The following is a 24,803-nucleotide window of genomic DNA, read 5'->3' on the forward strand; positions in this document are numbered from 1 at the left end:
CGCCGTCATCGCTTTCTGTCTTGCAGAACATGATTCTGATTGAACGAGACCGTGTCAACCCCCGCCGCTATGCCCCGTCCGCGCTCGGCGGTGCTCACCGGCCGCGGCGCGGACGGATCAGGGCGGCGAGCACTCCCGGCGCGCCCGCGGCGATCCCGCCCGCAGCCATGGCAATGGCCATCGGCGCGACGAGCGTGACCGCCGTCACGAGAAGCGGCATGGCCAGGAGCGCGCCCGCACGGAAGACGCCCGCGAACACGACGGCACTACCGCGTTGAGGATCGGGGACGGCCGCCGCCACGACCGTCGGCCCGAGCGTCAGGACCACACCCGACGCGATCCCCGCCCCGACGACGCCGGCGATCGACAGGACGGGTGCCGCGTCCGCCGCCGCGAGCGCGACGACACCCAACCCGATGGCCGCGGTCATCGCCGTGAGTGCAGGCGTGTGGCGACGGCGTGGCAGCCACCCACCGAGCAGCGCGCCGACCACGAGCCCACCGTTCGCCGTGCCGACCAGCAGCCCCACATCCGCCTCCGACCATCCGACATCGTCGAACAGCACCGGGACGAACGTGACGAGGATCGCATTGAAGCCCCCTGCCGCGAGGCTTCCCAGGGATCCGACCCTCACGTCGCGGTACCGCCAGATGCGGTTGTCGGCGCTCTTCGGCACGCGCTCGAAGAGCGGCAGCGGCGCCAACAGCGCGCACAGCCCCGCGCCCAGCACAGCGACGACAGCGATCGGGACGGCTGCGGATCGCGGGCCACCGTCCGCCAGCGCGCCCGCGAGCATCGGGCCGAGCGCGCCGAGCCCGTTGGCGATGAACTGGTTGCGAGCCATTCGCGGAGCGGGTCGGGCCGCGATCCGGATCACATGCACCTGCGAGCCACTCCAGAAGCACGCCCTCGAGACACCCTGCAGGACCTGGGCGAGCACGAGCCCTGTGACCCCAGGCGCCGCCAGCACAAGGACCATCGAAGCCGCAAGCATCCCGAGGGCGCCCGCCATGATCACACGATCGGTCGCCACGCGGTACAGCGCCCCGACCGCGACGCGCGAGACGAACTGCGCCGCCGCGGAAGTCGCCCCGAGAGCAGCGATGACCGCGAGGGAGAGCCCATCCGCAATGGCGACGAACGTGAGCATGACTCCCGACGCGGCGAGCGCGAGCGCGTAGAGCCCCGTCACGACATCGATCGCGACGGAGCCCGCCTTGCCACCCTGCCCTCGAAGACCGCGCACCCTGCGCATGCTATTCCACTGTGCAGAGACGGATTCCACGGCAGGACGTGATGTCGGGGGTCCTTGTTACGTTTAGGGCATGCCTCGTTCGGTCCGCATCGCCTCTGTCAACGTCAACGGGATCCGGGCCGCCGCCCGCAACGGGATGGGCGCGTGGGTCGAGGCCGCGCAGCCCGACATCATCACGCTGCAGGAGGTGCGCGCCGAGCTCGAGCACCTCGAGGCGGCGCTGCCGGGGTGGCGTATCGTGGCCGACGCGTCGCTGCAGAAGGGCCGCGCGGGCGTCGCGATCGCGAGCCGCGAGGAGTGCTCGATCTCGCGCGTCGAGCTCGGCGACGACGCGCTCGAGTCCAACGGCCGCTGGATCGAGGCCGACTTCGAGTTCGGGGACGAGACACTGACCGTCGTCAGCGCATACGTGCCCACGGGTGAGGCAGAGACCCCGGCGAAGCAGGATCCCAAGTGGGCGTTCCTCGACGCGATGGAGCGCCGGCTGCCGGAGCTGTCCGCCGACGGCGGTCTCGCCCTCGTGACCGGCGACCTGAACGTCGGGCACCGGCCGTTCGACATCCGCAACTGGAAGGGCAACGTCACCAAGGCCGGCTTCCTGCCGCGCGAGCGGGCGTACTTCGACCGCTTCCTGACCGCCGCGGGCGAGCCCGTGACCGGCCAGGAGGGCATCGGGCGTGGTCTCGGCTACGAGCGCAGCGACACCCGTGCCTTCAGCGCGGGCGCCACGGGTCTCGGCTGGGTCGACGTGGGCCGGGCGGCCGCGGGCGAGGTCGACGGCCCGTACTCGTGGTGGTCCATGCGCGGCAAGGCGTTCGACAACGACTCGGGCTGGCGCATCGACTACCACCTGGCCTCCCCCGCGCTGGCGCCGCGCGCCTCGGGCTATCGGGTCGACCGCGCCCCGTCCTACGACACCCGCTGGAGCGACCATTCCCCCGTGGTGGCGGACTACACCGTCGACTGACACACCGAGAACGCCTGCTCCGGATCCCGACGCTGCTGTTCCGACCACGTGCGAGCGAAGCGAGCGTGCCGCGAAGCGGCCCACCAGCGCGCCCCGGACGGAGCGGAGCGACGTGTCATCGATCGCGAGTCCCGGCGCGGAGCGTCGGGCGAGCGATCGATCAGCGCGCGGCGCGAGCGAAGCGAGCAAATAGACTCAACGGGTGACCAAGCAGCGCCTCTACTCCGGAATGCAGCCCTCCGCCGATTCGCTCCAGATCGGCAACTACATCGGGGCTCTCCTGCAGTGGCGCGGCATGCAGGACGAGTACGACGCATTCTTCTCGGTCGTCGACCTGCACGCCATCACGGTGGCGCAGGACCCGGAGCACCTGCGGGAGAAGACCCGTCGCACGGCGGCGCAGTACATCGCGGCGGGGATCGAGCCGTCGCGCTCGACCCTGTACGTGCAGTCGCACGTGCGCGCGCACGCCGAGCTGGCGTGGATCCTGTCGACCATCACGGGCTTCGGCGAGGCCGGCCGGATGACGCAGTTCAAGGACAAGTCGCAGAAGCAGGGCGCGGACGCGACCAGCGTGGGCCTGTTCACGTACCCCATCCTGATGGCGGCGGACATCCTGCTGTACCAGACGGATGTGGTGCCCGTCGGCGACGACCAGAAGCAGCACGTCGAGCTGACGCGCGACCTGGCCGAGCGCTTCAACTCGCGCTTCGGCGACACGTTCGTGGTGCCGAAGCCGGTGATCCAGGCCGAGACCGCGCGCATCTACGACCTGCAGGATCCGACGTCGAAGATGTCGAAGTCGGCCGAGTCGCACGCCGGCGTGCTGTGGCTGCTGGACGAGCCGAGCGTGACCGCGAAGAAGATCATGCGCGCGGTCACCGACAGCGAGGGGTCGGTGCGCTACGACCGCGCCGAGAAGCCCGGCGTCTCGAACCTGCTCACGATCTACGCGGCCCTCTCGGGGCGTCCGATCCCCGAGATCGAGGACGAGTACGCGGGCCGCGGCTACGGCGACTTCAAGAAGGGCCTGCGCGACGTCGTCGTGGCCGAGTTCGAGCCGGTGCGCGCCCGCGCGCTCGAGCTGCTCGACGACCCGGCCGAGCTCGACCGCGTCCTCGCCGCGAACGCCGACCGCGCGGCCGAGGTCGCCGACGCGACCCTCGCCACCGTCTACGAGCGCGTGGGTCTTCTCCGTCGTGGGTGAGCCGGTCGTCCTCCGGACCGCCCGCCTCACACTCTCGCGCCCCGTCGACGCGGACGTCGACGCGATCTTCGACGCCTGCCAGGATCCGCTGATCCAGCAGTACACGACGGTCCCCTCGCCATACGCACGCGAGGACGCCGAGAAGTTCGTCGCACTCGCGGCCCACTGGTGGGACGTCGGATCCGAGCTGGTCTGGGCGATCCGCGACGCCTCGGGGCTCGCGGGGATGATCGGGCTGCACCGGATCAAGGACGGCGCCGCCGAGCTCGGGTACTGGCTGGCGGCGCAGGGCCGCGGTCGCGGCTACATGGGCGAGGCCGCGCGCACCGTCGTCGACTTCGCGTTCGGCCCTCTGCGGCTCGAGCGCCTCGAGTGGCACGCGGTCGTGGGGAACACGGCGTCGGCGCGGGTGGCGCAGGACCTCGGCTTCCGGCTCGAGGGCATCCGCCGTCGGGGCCTCGCCGGGCATGGCCCGCGTGTCGACGGCTGGATCGCGGGGCTCCTCTCCACCGATCCCCGCACGCCTCAGGCCTGGGCGATCTGACCCGCAGCCAGGGCATTCCGCGCCCCGATCGGGCACGATACCCCCGCCTGGGCGTTCACGTGGTATCGGAGCCGGGCTGGGCGCGACGCTCGCCGGAGTCGGCGCGTTCGTGCTGCAGCTCATCGTGTTCCTGGTCATCCTGCTGATCGGATGGCTGATCGCGAAGGGCGTCGTCAAGGCGCTCACGTTCCTGCTGAACAAGATCGGGTTCCAGCGCATGCTCGACAGGTCGGGCCTGACGAAACTGCTCGCCCCGACGGGCATCAGCCCGATCGATCTGCTGCTGAAGCTGATCTACTACTTCATCCTGCTCATCACGCTGCAGCTCGCGCTCGGCGCGTTCGGCCAGGACAACCCCGTGTCTCAGATCGTGAACGACATCGTGGCGTTCATCCCGAGCGCCCTCGTCGCGGTCGTCATCGTGATCGTCGTCTCGGCGATCGCGAACGTCGTCGGCGATCTGCTGCGTCCGGTCCTGTCGAGGTTCTCGTTCGGGCCGCTTCTGACGCGGATCGTCGTGATCGCGATCATCGCGCTCGGGGTCATCGCCGCGCTGAACCAGATCGGCGTCGCCGTCACCGTCACGATGCCCATCCTCATCGCCGTGCTCGCCGCCATCGTCGGCGTGGTCGTCGTGGGTGTCGGCGGTGGGCTCATCAAGCCGATGCAGTCCCGCTGGGAGGGCTGGCTCGGCGCGCTCTCGCATGAGGCGGCGAAGGCCCCGGCCCCGGCGGCTGCCACCCGGACGGACGGCGCGCCGAGCGGGCCCGCGACCGCGCCGACCCGGCCGAACCCGGCCGCACACGACGTGCCGCCGGTCCCGCCTGTGCCGCCGACCCCGCCGGTCACGCGGCCTGGCGAGACACCGCCGGTCTGACCCCGCGCGCCGCGGCCCGCACCGCTCTCGGTGCGGGCCGCGTTGTGCGCGCGACCCACGGCGAGGCAGGATGGTCCGCATGCCGGAGATGCCCGAGGTCGAGGGTCTCGTCGAGTTCCTGCGCGCCAGGATCGGCGGTCTCGAGATCGCCTCGGCGCGGCTCGCGCAGATCGCCGCGCTGAAGACGTTCGATCCGCGGCTCGACGCGCTCGTCGGCAGCGCGGTGAGCGGAGTCGAGCGGCACGGCAAGTTCGTCGACGTCGCTGCCGGCGACCTCCACCTCGTCTTCCACCTTGCCAAGGCGGGGTGGCTGCGGTGGCACGACGCACTGCCCGCAACGGTGATCAAACCCGGCCGCTCGCCGATCGCGCTGCGCATCGGATTCGCCGACGGTTCCGGCTTCGACCTCACCGAGGCGGGCACGAAGAAGTCGCTCGCGGTGTATGTCGTCCGCGACCCCGCCGAGGTGCCGGGCGTCGCGCGGCTCGGCCCCGACCCGTTGGACGACGCCTTCACCCGCGACACCCTCGCCGGCCTGCTCGCCGGGCGCCGCACGCAGATCAAGGGCGTGCTGCGCGATCAGCAGACGGTCGCCGGCATCGGCAACGCGTACTCGGACGAGATCCTGCACGCCGCCCGGATGTCCCCCTACGCGCTCGCTGCCAACCTCGGCTCCGACGACGTCGACCGGCTGTACGTCGCGATGCGCGAGACACTGACAGACGCGGTCGCCGCCGCCCGCGGTCGCCCGCCGGCGGAGCTGAAGGACGCGAAGCGCCGCGGCATGAGCGTGCACGCGCGGGCGGGCGAGGAATGCCCGGTGTGCAGCGACACCGTACGCAGCGTGTTCCTCGCCGACCGCAGCTTCGAATACTGCCCGACGTGCCAGACGGGCGGCAAAGTACTCGCCGACCGGCGACTGTCGCGCCTGCTCAAGTAGCGCGTCCCTGGATCCTGGCGGTGCCGTGCGCCGGGTGGATGTAAAACTGTTCACATAAAGTGTTTTGCAGGGTGTCGAGGCCCTGATTGACTTCCCGGCACAGGGACGCGATGGCCACGTGAAGGCCGCCGCATCAGACGAGGAGGTCTCATGTCCGCTTCACCCATGCGTGCGGCATCCCGGGCCGGCGCGCACCGCGCCGCGACACCGCGCCGAACGCTCGCCGTCACCGCCACGCTGGTCACGATCGGCATCGCGGCTTCGGGCTGCGCGTCGTCGAAGGCCGACGACAGCGGCTCCGCCCGCGGCACTCTCACGATCGGCCTCGCCGCTCCCCCGTCGAGCCTCGATCCCGCGAACATGGAGCAGTCGACGAGCCCATTCGCGCAGCCCGCGTACGACGCGCTCATCCGCGTCGAGCTCGACGGCACGCTCAGCCCCGGGCTGGCGACCGAGTGGGGATTCGTCGACGACCAGAACCGCGTCTTCGAGATCACGGTCCGCGACGATGTGACCTTCTCCGACGGCGCGCAGCTCGACGCAGACGCCGTGATCGCGAACTTCGAGCACCTCGACACGGGTCGCAGCAACGTCGCGACGCTCGTCAACGGCGGGGCCTACGAGAAGGTCGACGACGACACGGTGCGGATCACGTGGGACACCCCGCACCCGCTCGCGCCCCAGGCGCTGACGCAGACGTGGGTGGCCGGCATGATGGTCTCGCCGGAGGCTCTGGCCGACGACCCCGAAGGGCTGGCGACGACCACGGCCGGTGCCGGTCCGTACGCTCTGGACGCGACGCAGACCGTCGCGGGGTCGCGCTATGTGTACGAGGCGCGTGACGACTACTGGGACGCGGACCGCCAACACTGGGATGAGATCGTCATCCAGGTGATGGAGAACCCGGAGCAGCGGCTGAACGCGCTGCAGGCCGGGGAGATCGACTACGCCGTCGGCGACCTCGCGACGGCCGGATCGGCCGAGTCCGCGGGCCTGGACGTGCTGTTCGCGCCCACCATCGCGTACGGCCTGAGCCTGTTGGATCGCGACGGCGAGCTGGGCTCGCCGCTGGGCGACGTGCGTGTGCGCCAGGCAATCAACTACGCGCTCGATCGCGAGGGCATCTCGGACGCGCTCCTGGGCGAGTACGGGTTCCCGACCGAGCAGGTGATGGTGCCGAGCGAGCCCGGATACGTCGAGAGCCTCGAGCAGCACTACCCGTTCGATCAGGAGCGGGCCCGCGAGCTGCTGGCCGAGGCCGGCTACCCGGACGGGTTCACGCTGCCCGTGATCGCCAGTACGTCGGCCACCGCCGCCACGCTCGCGCAGGTGTACGTCGAACAGCTCTCGCAGGTCGGCATCACGCTGGAGCTCGAGTCGCGGCCTGGTCCCGAGTACTTCGAGCTCATGACGGGCGGCACCTATCCGGCCGCGGGCATCGGGTACGGGTCGCAGCCGCTGCCGATGGAGTACGACGGGCTGTTCGGTCCCGACGCGATCTTCAACCCCCTTGGCTCCACGAGCGACTCGATCGAGGCGGCATACGCGGAAGCCGTGGCCGCGCCCGCGGCGGAGGCGACCGCGCTTTACGAGCAGATCACCACGGAGCTCGTGGAGGATGCCTGGTTCGCTCCGGTGGTTTTCGCTCCGGTGTTCTACTTCGCCACCGACACGATCGCTCCCGTGGAAGTGAGCGAGGCGCGCCCGCAGGTGCCACTGTCCGACATCGCCCCGGCCGAGTGACCGCGGGGCGGGGCGGATCCCTCCGGTCCGCTCCGTCCCACGCTCGTCCCACCGCTCCCGATCTGGAGGAGGACCCGTGCCACTGCGGCGCTTCGTCAATTGGCTCGTCATGAGCGTCATCCTGTTCTTCGTCATCTCGGCGCTGATCTTCGTGCTGGTCTCGCTGACGCCCGGCGATGCCGCCCGCGCGATCGTCGGTCCGACGGCGTCGCAGGAGCGCTATGAGCAGGTGCGCGGCGAGCTCGGCCTCGACCTGCCGCTCTGGCAGCAGTACGCCCGCTGGCTCGGCGGCCTGTTCCAGGGCGATCTCGGCGATTCGGTCGTGAGCGGCGTGCCGGTGATGCAGGTACTCGCCGATCGCCTCGAGCCCACCCTGGCGCTCATCGTCTGCACCTTCGTGTGCGCGTCGATCCTCGGCATCGTCCTCGGCGTCGTCGGCGCAGCGCGACCGGGTGTGGTGGGCAAGGCCGCCGACGTGGGAAGCGTGATCGGGTCGGCGGTGCCCAGCTTCTGGATCGGACTCGTGCTCGCGAGCGTGTTCGCGGTGCAGCTCGGCGTCGTTCCCACGAGCGGGTACACGCCGCTGATCGACGGCCTCGGACCCTGGTTGTCCCACATGATCCTGCCGATCGTCACGCTCACGATCGGCGGTACCGCGCTGCTCGCGAAGCAGACGCGCGATGCCGTCGCCGAGCAGCTGTCGCAGCCTTACATCGTGCTGCTGCGCGCGCACGGCGTGAGCGAGCGCCGCATCCTGTGGCGCCATGCCCTGCGCGGGGCCGCGGTGCCCATCGTGACGATCCTGGGCATGAAGATGATCGGTCTGACCAGCGGAACCGTGCTGGTCGAGAGCGTCTTCGTGATCCCCGGCTTCGCCGGATACTCCGTGAACGCCACGCTGCTGCACGACATCCCCGTGGTGCAGGCCATCACGCTGATCTTCACGATCGTGATCATCCTGACGAACCTCGTCGTCGAGCTCGTGTACGCCCGGCTGAATGTGAAGGAAACCGCATGACCAAGCCCGCCGAGGATCGCACGGAGGCGGTCCGCCAGCCCCGCGACACCCGGGTCGTCCGGCCCCTGTGGGCGCTTCTGCTGGCGCGCCCGCAGTTCGTGATCTGCACGACGATCGTGCTGGCTCTCGTGATCGCGGTGAGCTTCGCGCCCGTGCTCGCGCCGTACTCACCCGTGGCGCAGAACCTGACGGACACGCTCGCGGGCCCGTCGCTCGCCCATCCGCTGGGAACAGACGACCTCGGCCGGGATGTGCTGTCGCGCCTGCTCTACGGCGGCCAGGCGACGCTGGCCGGTGTCGCGCAGGCACTCGCGGTGTTCCTCCTCGTCGGCATCACCCTCGGGCTCGCGGCCGGGATGGCGCGGGGCGTGCTCGACACGGTCATCATGCGGGCCGCCGAGATCCTGCTGAGCGTGCCCGCGTTCATCATCCTGCTCGTGATGCTCTCGATCGTCCCGGGCAACATGTCGGTCGCGATGATCTCGTTCGGCGTGCTCACCAGCCCGCTCCTGGTGCGCGTCGTGCGCGGCACCACCCGCACCATCCGCAACGAGCTGTTCGTGCGGGGCGCCCGCACCATGGGCCTCACCGAAGCCCAGATCACGATCCGCCACGTGCTGCCTCGCCTCGCGGGGCCGATCATCGTGCAGGCAACGATCTTCGCCGGCGCGGTCATCATCTCCGAGACCGGGCTCGGCTACCTCGGGTTCGGCGTCAAGCCGCCCGCGCCGAGCTGGGGCAACATGGTGCAGACCGCCAGCGAGAACATCAGCCGTTCGCCGTGGCTGCTGGTGCCGACCGGCGGCGTGATCATCGTCACGATCATGGCGCTCATGCTCGTGGGCGACAGCGTGCGCGACACGGTGGCCGAGCGGTGGACGGGCACGTCCCGTCGGCCGCGCCCGTCGCGCGGCGCTCGTCCCGAGCCCGCCTCGCGCGCGGTACCCGAATCGCCCGAGGCACACGGCATTCTCGAGGTGAGCGGCCTCACGATCGTCGTCGACGGCCCCGCCGGACCCGTCACCCTGGTCGAGGACGTCTCGTTCGATCTGCGACGCGGCGAGACGCTGTGCCTGGTGGGCGAGTCCGGATCGGGGAAGTCGATCACGTCGCTCGCGCTGCTCGGCCTCAGCCGCGGCACGCGCGTCGCCTCCGGCCGCATCGTGGTGGACGGGCAGGAGGTCGTCGCGGACGATGCCGAGAAGATGCGGCGGCTGCGCTCGCGGCTGTTCGGCTACATCACGCAGGACCCCCAGCCGTCGCTCGACCCGTCGATGCGCGTCGGCGATCTGCTGGTGCAGCTGATCCGGCTGCATCAGGGCGTCGACAAGGCGACGGCGCGCACCCACGCGCTCGAACTGCTCGAGCGCGTGCGGATCCCCGATCCCGAGGCCGTCGCGCGACGCTACCCGCACCAGCTGTCGGGCGGCATGGCCCAGCGCGTCGTCATCGCCGCGGCGCTCAGCGCACGTCCGCGGATCCTGATCGCCGACGAGCCGACGACCGCGCTCGATGTGACCGTCCAGGCCGAGATCCTCGCGCTGCTGCACGATCTGTGCGACGACGACGACTCGATGTCGCTGCTGCTCGTCACGCACGACTGGGGCGTCGTCGCGGACATCGCCGACCGCGTCATCGTGCTGCGCGACGGGCGGATCGTGGAGGAGGCCCCCGTCGACGAGATCTTCACGGCGCCGGAGCACCCCCACACGCGGGCGATGCTCGCCGCCGACCCTGCCCGGCTGGAGATCCATCCGGTGCGCCCGCGCACAGAGCGGCTGCTCTCGGTCCGGGATCTCGAGATCGAGTACACCGGCCGCGACGCACGGGGGCGCGCGTCACGGATGACGGCCGTGAAGGGCATCGACCTCGACATCGACCGGGGAAGGACACTCGGCCTGATCGGCGAATCCGGATCCGGCAAGTCGAGCGTGGGCAACGCGATCGTCGGACTCGTGCCGACGGCATCGGGAAGCATCCGTCTCGGCGAGGACGAACTGGCCGGGGCGTCCCGGCAGCGACGGCGTGAGCTGAGCCGTCGCGCGCAGATCATCTTCCAGGATCCGTACGGGTCGCTGAACCCGGTGCGCACGATCGGCTCGACGCTCACTGAGCCTCTCGTACTCGCGCACGGCAAGAGCCAGTCGGACGCGCGGCGCCTGGTTCGCGAGGCGCTGGAGCGGGTCGGGCTGCCGGCCGGCGCGGTCGACCGCTATCCCGCACAGTTCTCCGGCGGGCAGCGCCAGCGCGTCGCGATCGCGCGGGCGATCGTGCTGCGGCCCGAGCTGATCGTCTGCGACGAGCCCGTCAGCGCGCTGGACCTGACGGTGCAGGAACAGGTTCTCTCACTGCTCACCGAGCTGCAGGACGACCTGGGCATCGCCTACCTCTTCATCTCGCACGATCTGTCGGTCGTGCGCAGCTTCTGCGACGATGTCGCGGTGATGCACCGGGGCACGATCGTCGAGCGCGGCACCGCGCACGATGTGATCCTGGACCCGCAGCACGCGTATACACGCTCGCTGCTCGAGGCCGCGCCGATCCCGGATCCGGCAGTTCAGCGACGCCGATCGCTCACGACAGAGAGATACATGGCGTGACCCGCGCCGTCACGATCCGCGATGTCGCCGAGGACGCCGGGGTCTCCATCGCCACCGTCTCGAACACCATGAATCGGCCCGCTCGCGTCGCGGCCGAGACGCGCAGCCGCGTGCTGCGGTCGGCCGACCGGCTGGGGTACGTCCCGCATTCGGCGTCCAACGACAAGGCGCCCTCCGCGAGCAAGCGGCTCGGGGTGATCGCACCGTTCCGCGCCTACCCCTCGTACGCGGCGCGCCTCAACGGCATCCTCGAGGTGATCGGCGGCGACCGGGTCGATGCCGTCGTCATCGACCACCCCTCTGCAAGCCGCTCCCCCTCGCCTCGTCTGGCGTCGCTGCCGTTCTCCGCCCGCCTCGACGGCCTGCTCATCATGGGCATCCCCGTCGACACCGGCCTGGGTGAGCGGATCCTCGATCGGGAGCTGCCGACGGTGCTGATCGACTCCACCCATCCCCGGTTCTCGTCCGTCGTGCTCGACGAGGCACACGGCACCCGGCTCGCCGGTGAGCACCTGCTGGCCAGGGGCTTCGAGCGCTTCGTCTATGTGACCGAGGGCCAAGTGTCGAACGACTACATCTCGCAGGGCAAGCGGCGCCTGTCGGGCTTCCTGCGCGTGCTCGAGCAGCACGGCGTGGAGGAGGAGCACGTACGACGCATCACGGCCCGCTCTGGCGACGTCGCGGCGGGCAGGAGCGCGGCGGACGTGATCGCCTCCATGTCGCGCGAGGCGCGTGTGGGTGTGCTCGCCGGGCACGACACGCTCGCCGCGGGCGTGATCGCCGGGCTGCGCGATCGGGGCATCGACGTCCCCGGGCGGGTCGGCGTGATGGGCTGGGACGGCGGCGACATCGTGGAGGCGCTCGGGCTCACGACCATCCGGCAGCCCCTTGCGGAGTCGGGCCGCCTCGGCGCGGAGCGGCTGATCGCCCTGATGCGGAGCGAGAGCGCTCCGCTCGAGCGTGTGCTGCTGGTCCCCGCGCTCGTCGAAGGGGTCACGACGTGATGATTCCGGACGAGCGGGTGCGCCTGCTGTTCGAGGCCGCCGCGCGCGAGCGAGGACGAACGGCGCCGGCACAGCCGCCCGCCGCGCCGTCTCCCGGCGAGGCCATCGACGATTGGCGAGGCAGGGTCGAGTCCGCCCGGCACGCCGCCGACGCTCATGCCGTCGCTCATCGCGCCGCGGTCGATCGTGCGGCCCAGCGACTGTTCGGGTCGACCGCGAGCGAGATCCTCGCACACGACGACTCCCCGCTCGTGCGAAGCACGTTCGAGCTGCCGGTGCCGGCGGCGCACAGCATCGGCGAGGTCGTACGGCAGCTGGATGGGCGGACCCCCGCCGGGCCCGGTCCGCGCGTGCCCGGCGTGCCCGCGCCTGTGCGCGTCACGCTGACCGCCCCGGCCAGGCCGAGTGGAGGCGCGATCCTGCAGCTGCACGGTGGGGCGTTCTGGATGGGCGGGGGCGACGCCGCCACGCGCATCGACGAGCTCCTCATCGAGCATCTCGCGCGCGCGACCGGCGCGACAGTGCTCAGCATCGACCATCGGCTCGCCCCTGAGCACCCGTTCCCGGCCGCCATCATCGATGCTCTCTGTGTGCTTGACGCGGTCCGCCACGGCCGCATCGCGGCCGACATCGATCCCGCCCGTCTCGCTCTCGTGGGCACATCGTCGGGCTCGAACATCGCGACGGTCGCGGCCATGGCCGATGCCGCCGCGCATCCGGCGCACCGGCTCGCCGCACTCGTGCTGATCGCGCCGTCGATGCTGCTGCATCGTGCACCGCCCACCATGCGCGCGAACCCCCACGGCTGGGAGATGCGACAGCGACAGCTGCGCGGTTACCTGGGCGATGCCGTCGCGGCCGACGACCGATGGGTCTCGCCCGGTGTGGCCGACGAGTTGCCCGGCATGCCGCCCACGCTCGCGGTGATCGCGGCGTACGACGAGATCGCGATGGGGGGTCACGAGCTCTGCGCGGCCATCGCCTCCGGCGGCTCGCCAGCGCGTGCACGCGAGTACCCGATGACTCATACGGTCGCCCCGCCGGACGTCGAGGCGGCGATCTACGCCGACATCGCCGAGTTCCTCTCGCCCTATGTCGGCGCCGCCGGCGCCCACCACGCCCACTCGGACGCTCAGGAAGCGTCATCATCCTGACCGGATGACGGGAATGGATCCGACCCGGATGCGTTCGGATAACCTGAGTGCAGCAACACGTGCTCCGGGGTCGGTGAGAATCCGAACCGGCGGTGACAGTCCGCGAGCCGAAGCGTCCCCTGGACGCCACGCTGATCCGGTGGAATTCCGGGACCGACGGTGATGTGCGACGACAGTCGCGCGAGTCCGGATGGGAGGCAGCACGGAGGTCTGTCGCGGTCAGCCGACCGCGCGATCTCCCGAGCATCGGCGATGTTCGACCCCGGGTTTCATCGAGGAGGGTCGGATGGCGCACAGCCCCGTGGAGGAGCGCGCGATGAGTCGCGCCCTCGAGCTCGCGCAGCGCGGGCCCCGCAGCCGCAACCCCCAGGTCGGCGCCGTCCTCCTCTCCCCCGAGGGCGAGATCCTCGCCGAGGGCTGGCACCGCGGCGCCGGCACGGCACACGCCGAGGTCGATGCGCTGAGCCGGCTTGCCGAGGGCGGCGCCCAAGGCGCGACCGCGGTCGTCACGCTCGAGCCGTGCAACCACACCGGCCGGACGGGCCCCTGCGCCGAAGCGCTGATCCGCGCGGGTGTCGCGCGGGTCGTGTACGCGCTGGACGACCCGGGCGAGGTCTCGGGCGGAGGCGCCGAGCGCCTTCGCGCCCACGGCGTCGACGTCGAGGCGGGCGTGCTGCGCGACGAGGCGGCGGCCCTGATCGGCCCGTGGCTCACCGCCACCCGCCTCGGCCGTCCGCACGTGACGGTGAAGTGGGCGCAGAGCCTCGACGGCCGCGCCGCCGCCGCGGACGGCTCCAGCCAGTGGATCACCGGGCCGCAGGCGCGCGCCGACGTCCACGCCCGTCGCGCGCAGGCGGACGCGATCGTCGTCGGCACGGGCACGGTGCTCGCCGACGACCCGGCGCTCACCGCCCGCGACGGCGACGCGCTGCGTCCTGAGCAGCCAGTGCCCGTGGTGATCGGCGCGCGCGAGACGCCGGCCGACGCGACCGTGCGCTCGCACCCGCGGGAGCCCCTGTTCTACGACACCCACGACCTCGACTTCGTGCTCGCCGATCTGTGGGACCAGGGCCTTCACCGTGTGTTCGTCGAGGGCGGACCGACGCTCGCCAGCGCGTTCATCGCCGCCGGCCTCGCCGATCGCGTCCTCGCCTACGTCGCCCCCGTCATCCTCGGCGGACCCCGCGTCGCGCTCGCCGATGTGGGCGTGCCGTCGATCGACCAGGCCCTGCGGCTGCGGGTGACCGAGACCGACGCCCTGGGCGACGACATCCTCTACGTCGCGGAGCTCCGCGACGCCGCCGAGCACAACACGAGAGAACACCCCGTCGCGGAGCAGGACCCGCCCGCGACCGCACCGACAGAAGGAGCCGCCTGATGTTCACCGGGATCATCGAGGAGATCGGCCGCATCACGGCCATCGAGCCCTCCGGCGACGGCGTGCGCCTCACGCTTCACGCGCCGCGTTCGATCGAGGGCGTGCAGCACGGCGACTCGATCGCCGTGAGCGGTGTCTGTCTGACGGTCGTCGACTGGACCGCCGACGGCTTCACCGCCGACGTCATGCGCCAGACGCTCGACATGTCGACGCTCGATGCCGCGCGGGAGGGGACGCCTGTGAACCTCGAGCGCGCGACCGCCGCGGGAGGCCGCCTCGGCGGGCACATCGTGCAGGGCCACATCGACGGCACCGGCGTGGTCCGCGAGGTGCGTCCCGGCGCGCAGTGGCGCGTCGTGCGGATCGGGCTGCCGGGGCACCTCGCCCCGCTCGTGGTGGACAAGGGCTCGATCGCCGTCGACGGCGTCTCGCTGACGGTCAGCGCGGTGAGCGCGGCCGGCGTCGCCGACCCGTGGTTCGAGGTCTCGCTCATCCCCGAGACGCTCACGGCGACGACGCTCGGCGAGCGCCTCGCCGGAGACCGCGTCAACCTCGAGACCGACATCCTCGCCCGCCACGTCCAGCGCCTGCTCGCCTTCGGTGCGAGCGCGCCCGAGGACCCGCGCCCGTGGTCGTTCGCGACCACCGAGGTCCCCGCCGCCGACTATTCGATCCTCGACCCGACACTCGCCCCGGCTCCGGCCATGGGCAGCCGCACAGAAGGAGGCTCCCGATGAGCCTGAACACCGACGACACGGTGAGCACGAGCTCGCTCGCCTCGATCGACGAGGCACTGGATGCGCTCCGCGCGGGACGTCCGGTGATCGTCGCCGACGACGAAGACCGCGAGAACGAGGGCGACGTCGTACTGTCCGCCGAGCTCGCCTCGCCCGAGTGGGTCGCGTGGGCCGTGCGCTGGTCATCCGGCTTCCTCTGCGCACCCATGCCCCAGGAGTACGCGGACCGCCTCGATCTGCCGCCGATGGTCGAGCACAACGAGGACGCCCGCTCCACCGCCTACACCGTGAGCGTGGACGCCGCCGTGGGCGTGACGACGGGAATCAGCGCGGCAGACCGCGCGCACACCCTCAACGTGCTCGCCGACCCGTCGTCGACCGCGACCGACCTGATCCGGCCGGGCCACGTCCTGCCGCTGCGCGCGGTTCCCGGAGGCGTGCGCGATCGCGCCGGCCACACCGAGGCATCGGTCGAGCTGATGCGACTGGCGGGTCTCGCACCGGTCGGCGTGATCGGCGAGCTCGTCGCCGAGGACGGCAGCATGATGCGGATGCCGGGGCTCGTCGAGCTGGGACGCCGCGAGGGGATCCCGGTCATCACGATCGAGCAGCTCATCGCCTACCTTGACGAGAAGGAGCCCCGCGACGGCGACCACCCGGTGGCGCGCCGCCAGGTGAGCCTTCGCGCCGATGCGACCGTGCCGACGGCGCACGGGACCTTCCGCTTCCTGGCGTACAAGGACCGGCAGACCGGCACCGACCACATCGCCGTCGTCTCGGGCGACCTCTCGGCCGAGGCCCCGCTCGTGCGCGTCCACTCGGAGTGCCTGACGGGCGAGGCCTTCGGGTCGCTCAAGTGCGAGTGCGGCCCGCAGCTCGAAGCGGCGCTCGACGCGATCGAGCAGGACGGCGGCGTCGTCATCTACATGCGCGGTCACGAGGGGCGCGGCATCGGCCTCATCAACAAGCTGCGCGCCTACGCGCTGCAGGAGCGCGGCCTCGACACCGTCGACGCCAACACGGCGCTCGGGCTCCCCGCCGACGCGCGCGACTACGCGGCGGCTGCGGGAATCCTCGCCGACCTCGGGATCGACAAGATCCGCCTGCTCACGAACAACACGGATAAGGTGGCTCAGCTGCGTGGTTTCGGCCTCGACGTCGTCGAGCAGGTTCCGCTGATCGTGGGCGTCGGACCGAACAACCACCAGTACCTGGAGACGAAGCGCGACCGGATGGGACACATCATCGGCGAGGAACAGCTCGCCGAGGCGATCGCCCGCATGACCGACGGCGGGCAGCGCTGATGGGGATCGGCGCCGACAAGAGGGGGAACAGCAGATGAGTGGAACAGGATCGCCGGAGCGGGCGACCGTCGACGGATCGGGACTGGATGTCGTGATCGTCGCCGGCACCTGGCACGAGCAGATCACGAACGGCCTCATCGCGGGCGCTCAGCGCACGCTCGACGCGGCCGGGGCGACGCACCACCTCGTGCGCGTGGCGGGCTCGTTCGAGCTCCCCGTGGTCGCGAAGGCGGCGCTCGACGCGGGCGCGGACGCGGTCGTGGCGCTCGGCGTCGTGATCCGGGGCGGCACGCCCCACTTCGACTTCGTGTCCTCGGCCGCGACGGACGGCCTCACGCGGGTCGCCCTCGACACCGGCAAGCCGGTCGGGTTCGGCGTGCTCACGCTTGACGACGAGCAGCAGGGCCTCGATCGCGCCGGCCTCGAGGGCTCCAAGGAGGACAAGGGCGCCGAGGCGGCGGACGCGGCGATGCGCACGGCGCTGACGCTCAAGGAGCTCCGCACGCTGCGCCTCGCGGACGACATCGACGACGAGGGCTGATCCGGGATCGGATCCGCCCGACGACGGGGACTCGGCATTACGCCGGGTCCCCGTTGTCGTCTGTCATCAGATTGCGAGATGCGCAGGCGAGCGGATCAGCGAAGAGCGCAACTGGGCAATTGTCGCCATTCTGGGCGAATAGACTTGCAACCTGCCATGCCGGCCACGCCGGCATGAGTCCCCCTTTTGTTGTTCCCCAGACAGGCATCACATGACCAACGCTGTTCAGCGCCCCACGAGCGCTGCCGCCCAGCCCGCCAACTCACGCTCGCGCGTGATCACGGCGAGCCTCATCGGCACCACCATCGAGTTCTACGACTTCTACGCGTACGCCACCGCGGCCGTGCTCGTGTTCCCGGCCCTGTTCTTCCCGACCGGGAACGACACCACCGCGCTGCTCGCGTCGTTTGCGACGTTCGGCGCGGCGATGGTCGCCCGCCCCATCGGCGCGGTCGTCTTCGGCCACTTCGGCGACAAGTTCGGCCGCAAGGCCACGCTCGTGGCGTCGCTGCTCACGATGGGAATCGCGACGTTCCTGATCGGCGTGCTGCCGACCTTCCAGAACATCGGCTGGTTCGCGGCATTCCTGCTGCTGATCCTCCGCCTTGCGCAGGGCTTCGCCCTGGGCGGCGAGTGGTCGGGCGCGGCGCTTGTGGCCACCGAGAACGCCCCGGCGGGCAAGCGCGCGCTGTACGGAACGTTCCCGCAGCTGGGCGCGCCGATCGGCTTCATCATCGCCAACGGCCTGTTCCTCATCATCAACTTCTCGATGCCCGGCGAGAACGGTGCCCCCTCCGAGGCGTTCCTCGCCTGGGGCTGGCGCATCCCGTTCCTGTTCTCGGCTGTGATGGTCATCATCGGACTGTGGGTGCGCCTGAAGCTCGTCGAGTCGGCGAGCTTCGAGAAGGCTCAGGCGACCGGCGCGATCAAGCGCTTCCCGCTGGGCGAGGCGTTCCGTCGCTACTGGAAGCAGCTGATCCTCGGCACGTTCATCATGCTCGCGACCTACGTGCTGTTCTACCTGCTGACGAGCTTCATGCTCTCGTACGGCACGAAGGCGCCGGTCGCCCCCGAGGGCTACGACGCCGCCACCTCCGGTCCGTGGGTTCCGGGCCTCGGCTTCACGTACGTCGAGTTCGTGCTGATGCAGATCGTGGGAGTGGTGTTCTTCGGCATCTTCACGATCCTGGCCGGACCGATCGCCGACCGGGTCGGTCGCCGCAAGCTGCTGATCGGCGTGACCATCGGCATCATCGTCTTCGGCACGCTGTTCCCCCTGTTCCTGCAGCCGCAGGGCGCCGCGACCGGCACCCTGATGGTGATCTTCCTGATCCTCGGCTTCGCGCTGATGGGGTCGACCTTCGGCCCGATGGGAGCGCTGCTTCCCGAGCTGTTCCCGACCCACGTGCGCTACACCGGCTCGGCCGTCGCCTACAACGTGTCGTCGATCCTCGGTGCCGCGCTCGCGCCGCTCGTGGCCGTGGTGCTGTGGGCGTGGGGCGGCGGCAACCCGTGGCTCGTCGGTCTGTACCTCTCCGCGGCGGGTGTCCTGACGCTCGTGGCGCTCATCCTGTCGCGCGAGACGAAGGACGTCGACTACGACGCCACGGAGCACTGAGCCCCGCGCTGATCCGCGACGAGGCCCCCGGAGCGATCCGGGGGCCTCGTCGCGTCCGGCTCAGAGTCCGTACTCCTCCAGCAGGCGCAGCCAGAACTCGCTGAGCGTCGGGTAGGACGGCACCGCATGCCACAGGCGCGTGAGCGGCACCTCGCCCGCGATCGCGATCGTCGCCGCGTGGATCTGCTCGCCGACACCGGGGCCGACGAGCGTGAGACCCACGAGCACGCCGCGATCCTCGTCGACGACCGCGCGGGCGCGTCCGGCGTAGTCGTCGGCGATCAGACCGGCGCCGGCGACGTGGGACAGGTCGTAGTCGACGACGCGGTTGCGCATCCCGCGCTTCTCGGCCTCCGCCGCGGTGAGCCCCGCGGACGCGACCTCGGGGTCGGAGAACACGACCTGCGGCACTGCCGCGTGATCCGCCGTCGCGACGTGACGGCCCCACGGCGCGTCGTCGACGGGCTCGCCCTTCGCGCGCGCGGCGATCACGTCGCCCGCGGCGCGGGCCTCGTACTTCCCCTGGTGCGTGAGCAGCACGCGCCCGGCCGCGTCGCCGACCGCGTAGAGCCACTCGGTCCCGGCGACGCGGAGCGTGTCGTCCACGTCGAGCCCGTGATCGCCGAGCAGGTCGTCGACCCCGATGCCGTGAACGCGCGGCGCGCGGCCCATCGCCACCGCGACCTCGTCGGCAAGGATCTCCTCGCCGCCATCGAGCAGGATGCGCACGGACCCGTCATCCTGTCGCGTGACCTCGGCGGGGCTCGCGTCCTCGCGCACCGTGACGCCGCGGGCGCGCAGCGCGTCGCGCACGGCCTCGCCCGCGAACGGCTCGAGCGAGCGCAGCAGGGGGCTGCGCGAGAGCAGTGTCACCTGGCTGCTGAGGTCGGCGAACATCGTCGCGGCCTCCACGGCGACGACGCCGCCGCCGAGCACCGCGAGCCGCCGTGGGATGGTCTGCGCGGACGTGACCTCGCGGCTCGTCCACGGCTTCGCCGCGCGCAGGCCGGGGATGTCGGGGATGCGGGCCTCGCTGCCGGTCGCGATCACGACCGCGTGACGCGCGACGATCTCGGTCTCGCGGTCCTCGCCCTCGACGATCACGCGGTGCTCCCCCGCGACGCGCGCGCGGCCGCGCACGAGCGCGATGCCGGCCGAGTCGAGCCACTGCACCTGGCCGGAGTCGTCCCAGTTCGCCGCGAACCCGTCGCGTCGCTTCAGGACGGCCGCCGGATCGAGGGCTCCGCCGGTGACACCCTCGACCGCCTGCGCGGCCCGCAGCGCGGCCCCCGGACGCAGCAGCGCCTTGGAGGGCATGCACGCCCAGTAGGAGCATTCGCCGCCGACGAGTTCGGCCTCGACGATCACCGCCTCGAGCCCGCCCCGCACGGCACGGTCGGCGACGTTCTCGCCGACCGGCCCCGCCCCGATGACAACGACATCCGTCTCGATCTTCGTCATGAGGCGAACGTACTGCGGCCTGGATCGCACGCGGTACCGTGGGCGGCATGGAAACCCTGCGCGACATCGTCATCGTCATCCACCTGATCGGATTCGCCATCCTGTTCGGCTCGTGGGTCGTCGAGGCGGTGGCCCGCCGCTACCAGGCGACGCGCCTGATGGACCTCGGCGTGCTCGTCGCGGGCGTCGCCGGCCTCGCCCTGGCCGCGCCGTGGGGTCTCGACGGCGGCGAGCTCAACTACGTGAAGATCGGCATCAAGCTCGTGGTGCTGATCGTCATCGGCGGCCTGATCGGCGCCAGCACGGGCCGCGCCAAGAAGGGCCGCCCGCTGCCGTCCTGGGTCTTCTGGCTGATCGGCGGCCTCACCCTCTTCAACGCCGCCCTCGCCGTCATCTGGTAGGAGCGAGCGCCCCGGGTACAGCCCCGATCGTTAAGCGAAGTCGAACCATCGGCCGAGGGGCCGGTCATAGCGGCTTCGACTCGCGGAGACCCGCACTGAGCGAGCGAAGCGAGTCGAAGTGTCGCTCAGCCCGTTTCGACTCCGCTTCGCTCCGCTCAACGACCAGTGGGCGGTCACAACCTTCTGGTCGTTGAGCGAAGTCGAAACGGGTTGAGCGACGAGCGCCAGCGAGGAGTCGAAACCATCGGCCGAGGGGCCGGTCACGGCGGCTTCGACTCGCGGAGACCCGCACTGAGCGAGCGAAGCGAGTCGAAGTGTCGCTCAGCCCGTTTCGACTCCGCTTCGCTCCGCTCAACGACCAGTGTGATCCACGGGCGAGCGGAGGCGGAGGGATCGGGTCCCGAAGGCGCATCAGGGTGTCTGGTCGGCTCGTCCGCTCTGCGGGCGAGCCGGCCAGACGGGTCCCCTGCTAGCGCCGGAGGGATCCGATCCCGCAGCCGCAGCGCAAGGTCCTCCAGTCGAAGCGCTACACAACCGGCGTCCCGTGGGTGTGGAACGTCTCAATGGTCTTCATGCCCCACGCCTGGCCCTTGCGGCGCTCGGCCTCCGACCATTCGACGACCGGCTGGTCGGGGTCGAGCAGCAGGCGGGCGCCGGCGTTGGCGAACTCGATGCGGTTGCCGCCGGGCTCCCACACGTACAGGAAGAACGTCTGGTTGATCGCGTGCTTGTGCGGGCCCGACTCGATGTGGATGCCGTTCTCGAGGAAGATGTCGGCGGCCTTCAGGATGTCCTCGCGCGTGTCGGGCGCGAACGCGATGTGGTGAAGGCGGTTGCCGTGCTTGGTCCAGTCGTCCGAATACACGACGTCGTACGACTTGAGCGAGAAGTGGAACCACCACGCCGCGAACCTGCCGTTGTCGAGCCGGATCCGCTCCGACTCGCGCATGCCGAGCGCCTTCGCGAGGAACTCGCCGTTCGCCTCGACGTCCTTCGCGAGGTAGTTGATGTGGTCGATGCGGCGGGCGTTCACGCCGCGGCCGGGGAACCGCGACGCCTGGTTCTTCAGCGCGGGACGGTCCTCGTCCGAGGCGACGTACCGCTCGGTCTCGTAATAGATCGCCATCTCGTGGCCGTCGGGGTCGTGGAAGCGGAACGTCGGCCCGGTGCCGACCTCGCCGTCGACCCAGCCGTCGCCGAGGCCCATCTCCTCGATCGCCGCGACGCGGCGCAGCAGCGCGTCCTGGCTCGCGGCGCGGAACGACGTGCGACCGACGCCCGCGGCCTCGCGCCGCGTGAGCTTGATCGTGTAGAGCTCGTAGTCGTCCCAGGTGCGCAGGTACACCGAGTCGCCGTGCTCGGCGACGACCCGCATCGCGAGCAGATCGCGGAAGAACCACAGGCTCCCCTCGAACTCCGGCGTGAACAGCTCGACGTTCGCGAGATGCGCGACGTCGAAGGCGGTGGAGTCGGTCATTGCGGTCCTCTCTGACAGCGACGTTTCAGGTGCGGGGGCGCGGAAAGACCGTGCCGTCCATGATCTTTCGCGCCGTCCGCAGGGCGGCGGAGCGCTCGACGACCAGGCCGTCGCCGCGACCGGCGATGGCGACGTCCACGTCGAAGTGCCCGGTCGGGTGCTCGATCGCGAACGGATCACCCGGGGCCGGGAGCCGTGCCAGGTCGCGTCCGACCGATCCGTCGGCGAGGACGCCCGCGGCGACCGTGAGCGCGCCGAGCACACCGATCGACGTGTGCACGCGGTGCGGCAGGAAGCTGCGGGTCGCGATGGCACCCCCGCTCCGCGGCGCGCTCAGCAGCACCATCTTGGGGACCGTCGCCTCGCTCACGTCGCCGAGCCCCATCCGCTCGCCGGCGGCGAGCCGGATCCGCTCGAGCCGCTCCGCGAGGGCTTTGTCGGCCTCGAGCGCCTCCGGGTCCTCGTCCCCCTCGAGCCCGAGATCGGACGCCCGGATCAGCACGCTCGGCATTCCGTTGTCGACGCAGGTCACGCGGATGCCGTCGACGTCGTCCGGGGTGGCGCCGGTCGGGAACAGGGCGCCCGTGGACGATCCGGCGGTTCCCTCGAAGTCGAGCGAGATCGCGCCCGCGGTGCCGGGCACGCCGTCGATGGCGGTACCGCCGTCGTAGTCGACGGCGCCGCCGGGCGTGGCGAACTCGGCCGTCGCGATTCCGCCCGTGTTGACCATCCGGATCCGGACGCGCGTGCGGTCCGGCGCGGCGGTGACGAGGCCCCGTTCGACGGCGAACGGCCCGATCCCCGCGAGGATGTTGCCGCAGTTCTGGCGGTCGGTGACGACCGCCTCGTCCACGACGACCTGCAGGAAGAGGTAGTCGACGTCGACGTCCGGATCGGCGGACGGCGAGACGACGGCGACCTTGGAGGTGAGCGGATGCGCGCCGCCGAGCCCGTCGATCTGCCGCGGATCGGGTGAGCCCATGATCCGCAGCAGCAGGTCGTCGCGCTCCGCAGGGTCGGCGGGCAGGTCGGACGCGAGGAAGTAGGCGCCCTTCGAGGTGCCACCCCGCATGAGCATGCAGCGGATGCCGTCAGCGGTCATGCTCGTCCTGACGGACGTATCGGATGCCGAGGTCGGACAGCAGCGCGCGCAGCCCCTTGCGGTCGAGGCTGAGCTCGACGCCACTTCCGTACGCCGCGCGATCCGCATCCTCCTTGGCGACGCGCGCGTCGGCCGCGGCGAGCGCACCCTCGGCCTCGAGCCGCGGCACGCACACAACCCCGTCGTCATCCGCGATCACGACGTCCCCCGGGTGCACGAGCATCCCGTCGACGACCACCGGGACGTTGACGGATCCGGCCGTCGCCTTGACGGTTCCCTGCGCGTGAACGCCGTTCGACCAGACGGGGAAGCCCATCTCCCGCAGGTCCTGTGTGTCCCGTACGCCGGTCGCGGTGACGAGGCCCCGCACACCGCGGGCCTTCAGCGCCGTGGCGAACAGGTCGCCGAACGCCCCATCCGTCGAGGGCGAGGTCGTCGCGACCACCAGGATGTCGCCGGCCTCGCACTGCTCGATCGCGGCGTGGATCATGAGGTTGTCGCCGGGCCAGCTCAGCACCGTCACGGCCGTTCCCGCCACGCGCGCGCCCCGCTGGACCGGCCGGATCGACGGCCCGGCGAGGCCCCGGCGTCCCATCGCCTCGTGCACGGTCGCGACGCCGTGGGCCGCCAGGGCGTCGACCGTCGCGCCGTCCGCGCGCGCGATGTCGGTCACGACGATGCCGAGCTCGCTCATCCGGTCTCCCTCATTCAAGGACGGAGGTGACCTGCGGGTAGTACCGCATGTACGCCTCGCCCATCGTCTCGTGGGGCAGGCCGAGGTTGGGGCCCGCGTTGCGCGTGAGCTGCACCCCGCGGCGCACGGCGAGCGACGTGTAGTACTCCCACATGTGCTTCTGGGCCGGCAGGCACTCCATCGCGGCCTTCTTGCGTGGGAACGCCTCCGTGATGTCCAGCAGCAGATCGGGCTTGAAGTCGGACTGCTCGGGCTGGTGCGGCTCGAAGAAGAACACCGGCGGCGCGCCGATGATGTCGTCCTTCGTCGGATACGAGCCGTCCGAGTTCGCCACACCGATCGCCTGCGCGAGAACGCGCGCCTGCAGCGCCATGCGCGCGGCGGCCGGGTGGTCGCCGTTGTACGGATCGGCGAGCGGATGCGTCAGCACGACCGTGGGCCGCACGCGGCGGTACACGTCGACGAGCCGCTGCACGGCCTCCGGGCTCTCGAGAAGGGGGTAGTCGCCGAGGTCGAGGAACTCGATCTCGGCGCCGAGCGCATCGGCCGCGGCCTGAGCCTCCGCGCGCCGGATCTGCTTGATCTCGTCCAGCGGCTTGCCGGCAAGCCACTGGCTCGCAGACTCGCCGCGCTCCCCGTACGACAGGCACACAACGGTCGCCCTGTCGCCGCGCTGAGCGGCGGCGGCGATGGCACCGCCGGCGCGCCACACGAAGTCTCCGGCGTGCGCGCTCACCACGAGGAGCGACGGCGGGGTCTGCGCCATGAGGTCATCCGTTCG

22 protein-coding genes and 1 riboswitch are annotated in these 24,803 nt (G+C 71.1%); of the genes, 16 read left to right on the top strand and 6 right to left on the bottom strand.

Annotated elements, in window-relative coordinates:
* Window positions 1-94 precede the first annotated feature (94 nt).
* The gene (locus ABD161_RS02485) at window positions 95-1,246 is read right to left on the bottom strand and encodes an MFS transporter (protein ID WP_343999372.1); all 1,152 of its coding nucleotides are present in this window, start codon (window positions 1,244-1,246) and stop codon (window positions 95-97) included.
* A gap of 79 nt (window positions 1,247-1,325) precedes the next feature.
* On the opposite strand from ABD161_RS02485, the gene ABD161_RS02490 reads away from it, so the two are divergent.
* The 15 genes from ABD161_RS02490 (at window position 1,326) to ABD161_RS02560 (ending at window position 18,887) form a co-directional block, all read left to right on the top strand.
* The gene (locus tag ABD161_RS02490) at window positions 1,326-2,222 is read left to right on the top strand and encodes an exodeoxyribonuclease III (RefSeq protein ID WP_343999374.1); all 897 of its coding nucleotides are present in this window, start codon (window positions 1,326-1,328) and stop codon (window positions 2,220-2,222) included.
* A gap of 202 nt (window positions 2,223-2,424) precedes the next feature.
* Window positions 2,425-3,429: a tryptophan--tRNA ligase gene (gene trpS / locus ABD161_RS02495; RefSeq protein ID WP_343999375.1), complete on the top strand. Its 1,005-nt coding sequence runs from the start codon at window positions 2,425-2,427 to the stop codon at window positions 3,427-3,429.
* Window positions 3,422-3,973 carry a GNAT family N-acetyltransferase gene (locus tag ABD161_RS02500; RefSeq protein ID WP_343999376.1) on the top strand — a complete coding sequence of 184 codons (552 nt, stop codon included), beginning with the start codon at window positions 3,422-3,424 and terminating at the stop codon, window positions 3,971-3,973. The genes trpS and ABD161_RS02500 overlap by 8 nt, the downstream gene beginning before the upstream one ends.
* Window positions 3,974-4,049: 76 nt before the next feature.
* Window positions 4,050-4,850 (top strand): mechanosensitive ion channel family protein, encoded by an 801-nt coding sequence (locus tag ABD161_RS02505; RefSeq protein ID WP_425560760.1) that lies wholly within the window; start codon window positions 4,050-4,052, stop codon window positions 4,848-4,850.
* A 79-nt stretch (window positions 4,851-4,929) separates the two neighbouring features.
* Window positions 4,930-5,790 carry an Fpg/Nei family DNA glycosylase gene (locus ABD161_RS02510; protein WP_343999380.1) on the top strand — a complete coding sequence of 287 codons (861 nt, stop codon included), beginning with the start codon at window positions 4,930-4,932 and terminating at the stop codon, window positions 5,788-5,790.
* 150 nt (window positions 5,791-5,940) lie between these two features.
* Window positions 5,941-7,533 carry an ABC transporter substrate-binding protein gene (locus tag ABD161_RS02515; protein WP_343999382.1) on the top strand — a complete coding sequence of 531 codons (1,593 nt, stop codon included), beginning with the start codon at window positions 5,941-5,943 and terminating at the stop codon, window positions 7,531-7,533.
* A 76-nt stretch (window positions 7,534-7,609) separates the two neighbouring features.
* Window positions 7,610-8,551, top strand: a complete 942-nt coding sequence (locus tag ABD161_RS02520; RefSeq protein ID WP_343999385.1) for an ABC transporter permease — start codon at window positions 7,610-7,612, stop codon at window positions 8,549-8,551.
* Window positions 8,548-11,151 carry a dipeptide ABC transporter ATP-binding protein gene (locus ABD161_RS02525; RefSeq protein WP_343999387.1) on the top strand — a complete coding sequence of 868 codons (2,604 nt, stop codon included), beginning with the start codon at window positions 8,548-8,550 and terminating at the stop codon, window positions 11,149-11,151. The genes ABD161_RS02520 and ABD161_RS02525 overlap by 4 nt, the downstream gene beginning before the upstream one ends.
* The gene (locus ABD161_RS02530; protein WP_343999389.1) at window positions 11,148-12,155 is read left to right on the top strand and encodes a LacI family DNA-binding transcriptional regulator; all 1,008 of its coding nucleotides are present in this window, start codon (window positions 11,148-11,150) and stop codon (window positions 12,153-12,155) included. Before ABD161_RS02525 ends, ABD161_RS02530 begins: the two co-directional genes overlap by 4 nt.
* Window positions 12,155-13,309, top strand: a complete 1,155-nt coding sequence (locus ABD161_RS02535) for an alpha/beta fold hydrolase (RefSeq protein ID WP_343999479.1) — start codon at window positions 12,155-12,157, stop codon at window positions 13,307-13,309. Before ABD161_RS02530 ends, ABD161_RS02535 begins: the two co-directional genes overlap by 1 nt.
* Window positions 13,310-13,364: 55 nt before the next feature.
* Window positions 13,365-13,517, top strand: a riboswitch (FMN riboswitch).
* A gap of 78 nt (window positions 13,518-13,595) precedes the next feature.
* A complete protein-coding gene (ribD, locus tag ABD161_RS02540; RefSeq protein WP_343999391.1) occupies window positions 13,596-14,687 on the top strand; it encodes a bifunctional diaminohydroxyphosphoribosylaminopyrimidine deaminase/5-amino-6-(5-phosphoribosylamino)uracil reductase RibD in 1,092 nt (363 codons plus the stop codon).
* Window positions 14,687-15,424 (top strand): riboflavin synthase, encoded by a 738-nt coding sequence (locus tag ABD161_RS02545; RefSeq protein ID WP_343999393.1) that lies wholly within the window; start codon window positions 14,687-14,689, stop codon window positions 15,422-15,424. The genes ribD and ABD161_RS02545 overlap by 1 nt, the downstream gene beginning before the upstream one ends.
* Window positions 15,421-16,728: a GTP cyclohydrolase II gene (gene ribA / locus ABD161_RS02550; protein WP_343999395.1), complete on the top strand. Its 1,308-nt coding sequence runs from the start codon at window positions 15,421-15,423 to the stop codon at window positions 16,726-16,728. The genes ABD161_RS02545 and ribA overlap by 4 nt, the downstream gene beginning before the upstream one ends.
* Before the next feature lie 34 nt (window positions 16,729-16,762).
* Window positions 16,763-17,269 (top strand): 6,7-dimethyl-8-ribityllumazine synthase, encoded by a 507-nt coding sequence (gene ribH / locus ABD161_RS02555; RefSeq protein WP_343999397.1) that lies wholly within the window; start codon window positions 16,763-16,765, stop codon window positions 17,267-17,269.
* A gap of 211 nt (window positions 17,270-17,480) precedes the next feature.
* Window positions 17,481-18,887 carry an MFS transporter gene (locus ABD161_RS02560; protein ID WP_343999398.1) on the top strand — a complete coding sequence of 469 codons (1,407 nt, stop codon included), beginning with the start codon at window positions 17,481-17,483 and terminating at the stop codon, window positions 18,885-18,887.
* Window positions 18,888-18,947: 60 nt separating this feature from the next.
* On the opposite strand, the gene ABD161_RS02565 is transcribed toward ABD161_RS02560, so the two are convergent.
* Complete coding sequence (locus ABD161_RS02565; protein ID WP_343999399.1) at window positions 18,948-20,348, bottom strand: dihydrolipoyl dehydrogenase family protein; 1,401 nt, start codon at window positions 20,346-20,348, stop codon at window positions 18,948-18,950.
* A gap of 47 nt (window positions 20,349-20,395) precedes the next feature.
* Here ABD161_RS02565 and ABD161_RS02570 point away from each other — a divergent pair, with 47 nt between their 5' ends.
* The gene (locus ABD161_RS02570; RefSeq protein WP_135114173.1) at window positions 20,396-20,749 is read left to right on the top strand and encodes a Fe-S protein; all 354 of its coding nucleotides are present in this window, start codon (window positions 20,396-20,398) and stop codon (window positions 20,747-20,749) included.
* A 526-nt stretch (window positions 20,750-21,275) separates the two neighbouring features.
* Here ABD161_RS02570 and ABD161_RS02575 read toward each other — a convergent pair.
* The 4 genes from ABD161_RS02575 to ABD161_RS02590 are packed head-to-tail and all read right to left on the bottom strand — an operon-like array spanning window position 21,276 to window position 24,788.
* Window positions 21,276-22,226 carry a VOC family protein gene (locus ABD161_RS02575; protein ID WP_343999402.1) on the bottom strand — a complete coding sequence of 317 codons (951 nt, stop codon included), beginning with the start codon at window positions 22,224-22,226 and terminating at the stop codon, window positions 21,276-21,278.
* Between the two features lie 25 nt (window positions 22,227-22,251).
* Window positions 22,252-23,328, bottom strand: a complete 1,077-nt coding sequence (locus tag ABD161_RS02580) for a 4-oxalomesaconate tautomerase (RefSeq protein ID WP_343999404.1) — start codon at window positions 23,326-23,328, stop codon at window positions 22,252-22,254.
* A complete protein-coding gene (locus tag ABD161_RS02585) occupies window positions 23,318-24,022 on the bottom strand; it encodes a 4-carboxy-4-hydroxy-2-oxoadipate aldolase/oxaloacetate decarboxylase (RefSeq protein WP_343999406.1) in 705 nt (234 codons plus the stop codon). The genes ABD161_RS02580 and ABD161_RS02585 overlap by 11 nt, the downstream gene beginning before the upstream one ends.
* A gap of 10 nt (window positions 24,023-24,032) precedes the next feature.
* The gene (locus tag ABD161_RS02590; RefSeq protein ID WP_135114169.1) at window positions 24,033-24,788 is read right to left on the bottom strand and encodes a PIG-L deacetylase family protein; all 756 of its coding nucleotides are present in this window, start codon (window positions 24,786-24,788) and stop codon (window positions 24,033-24,035) included.
* Window positions 24,789-24,803 lie beyond the last annotated feature (15 nt).

This window comes from Microbacterium paludicola, from assembly GCF_039529675.1.
In the GTDB taxonomy this organism is placed as follows: Bacteria; Actinomycetota; Actinomycetes; order Actinomycetales; family Microbacteriaceae; genus Microbacterium; species Microbacterium paludicola.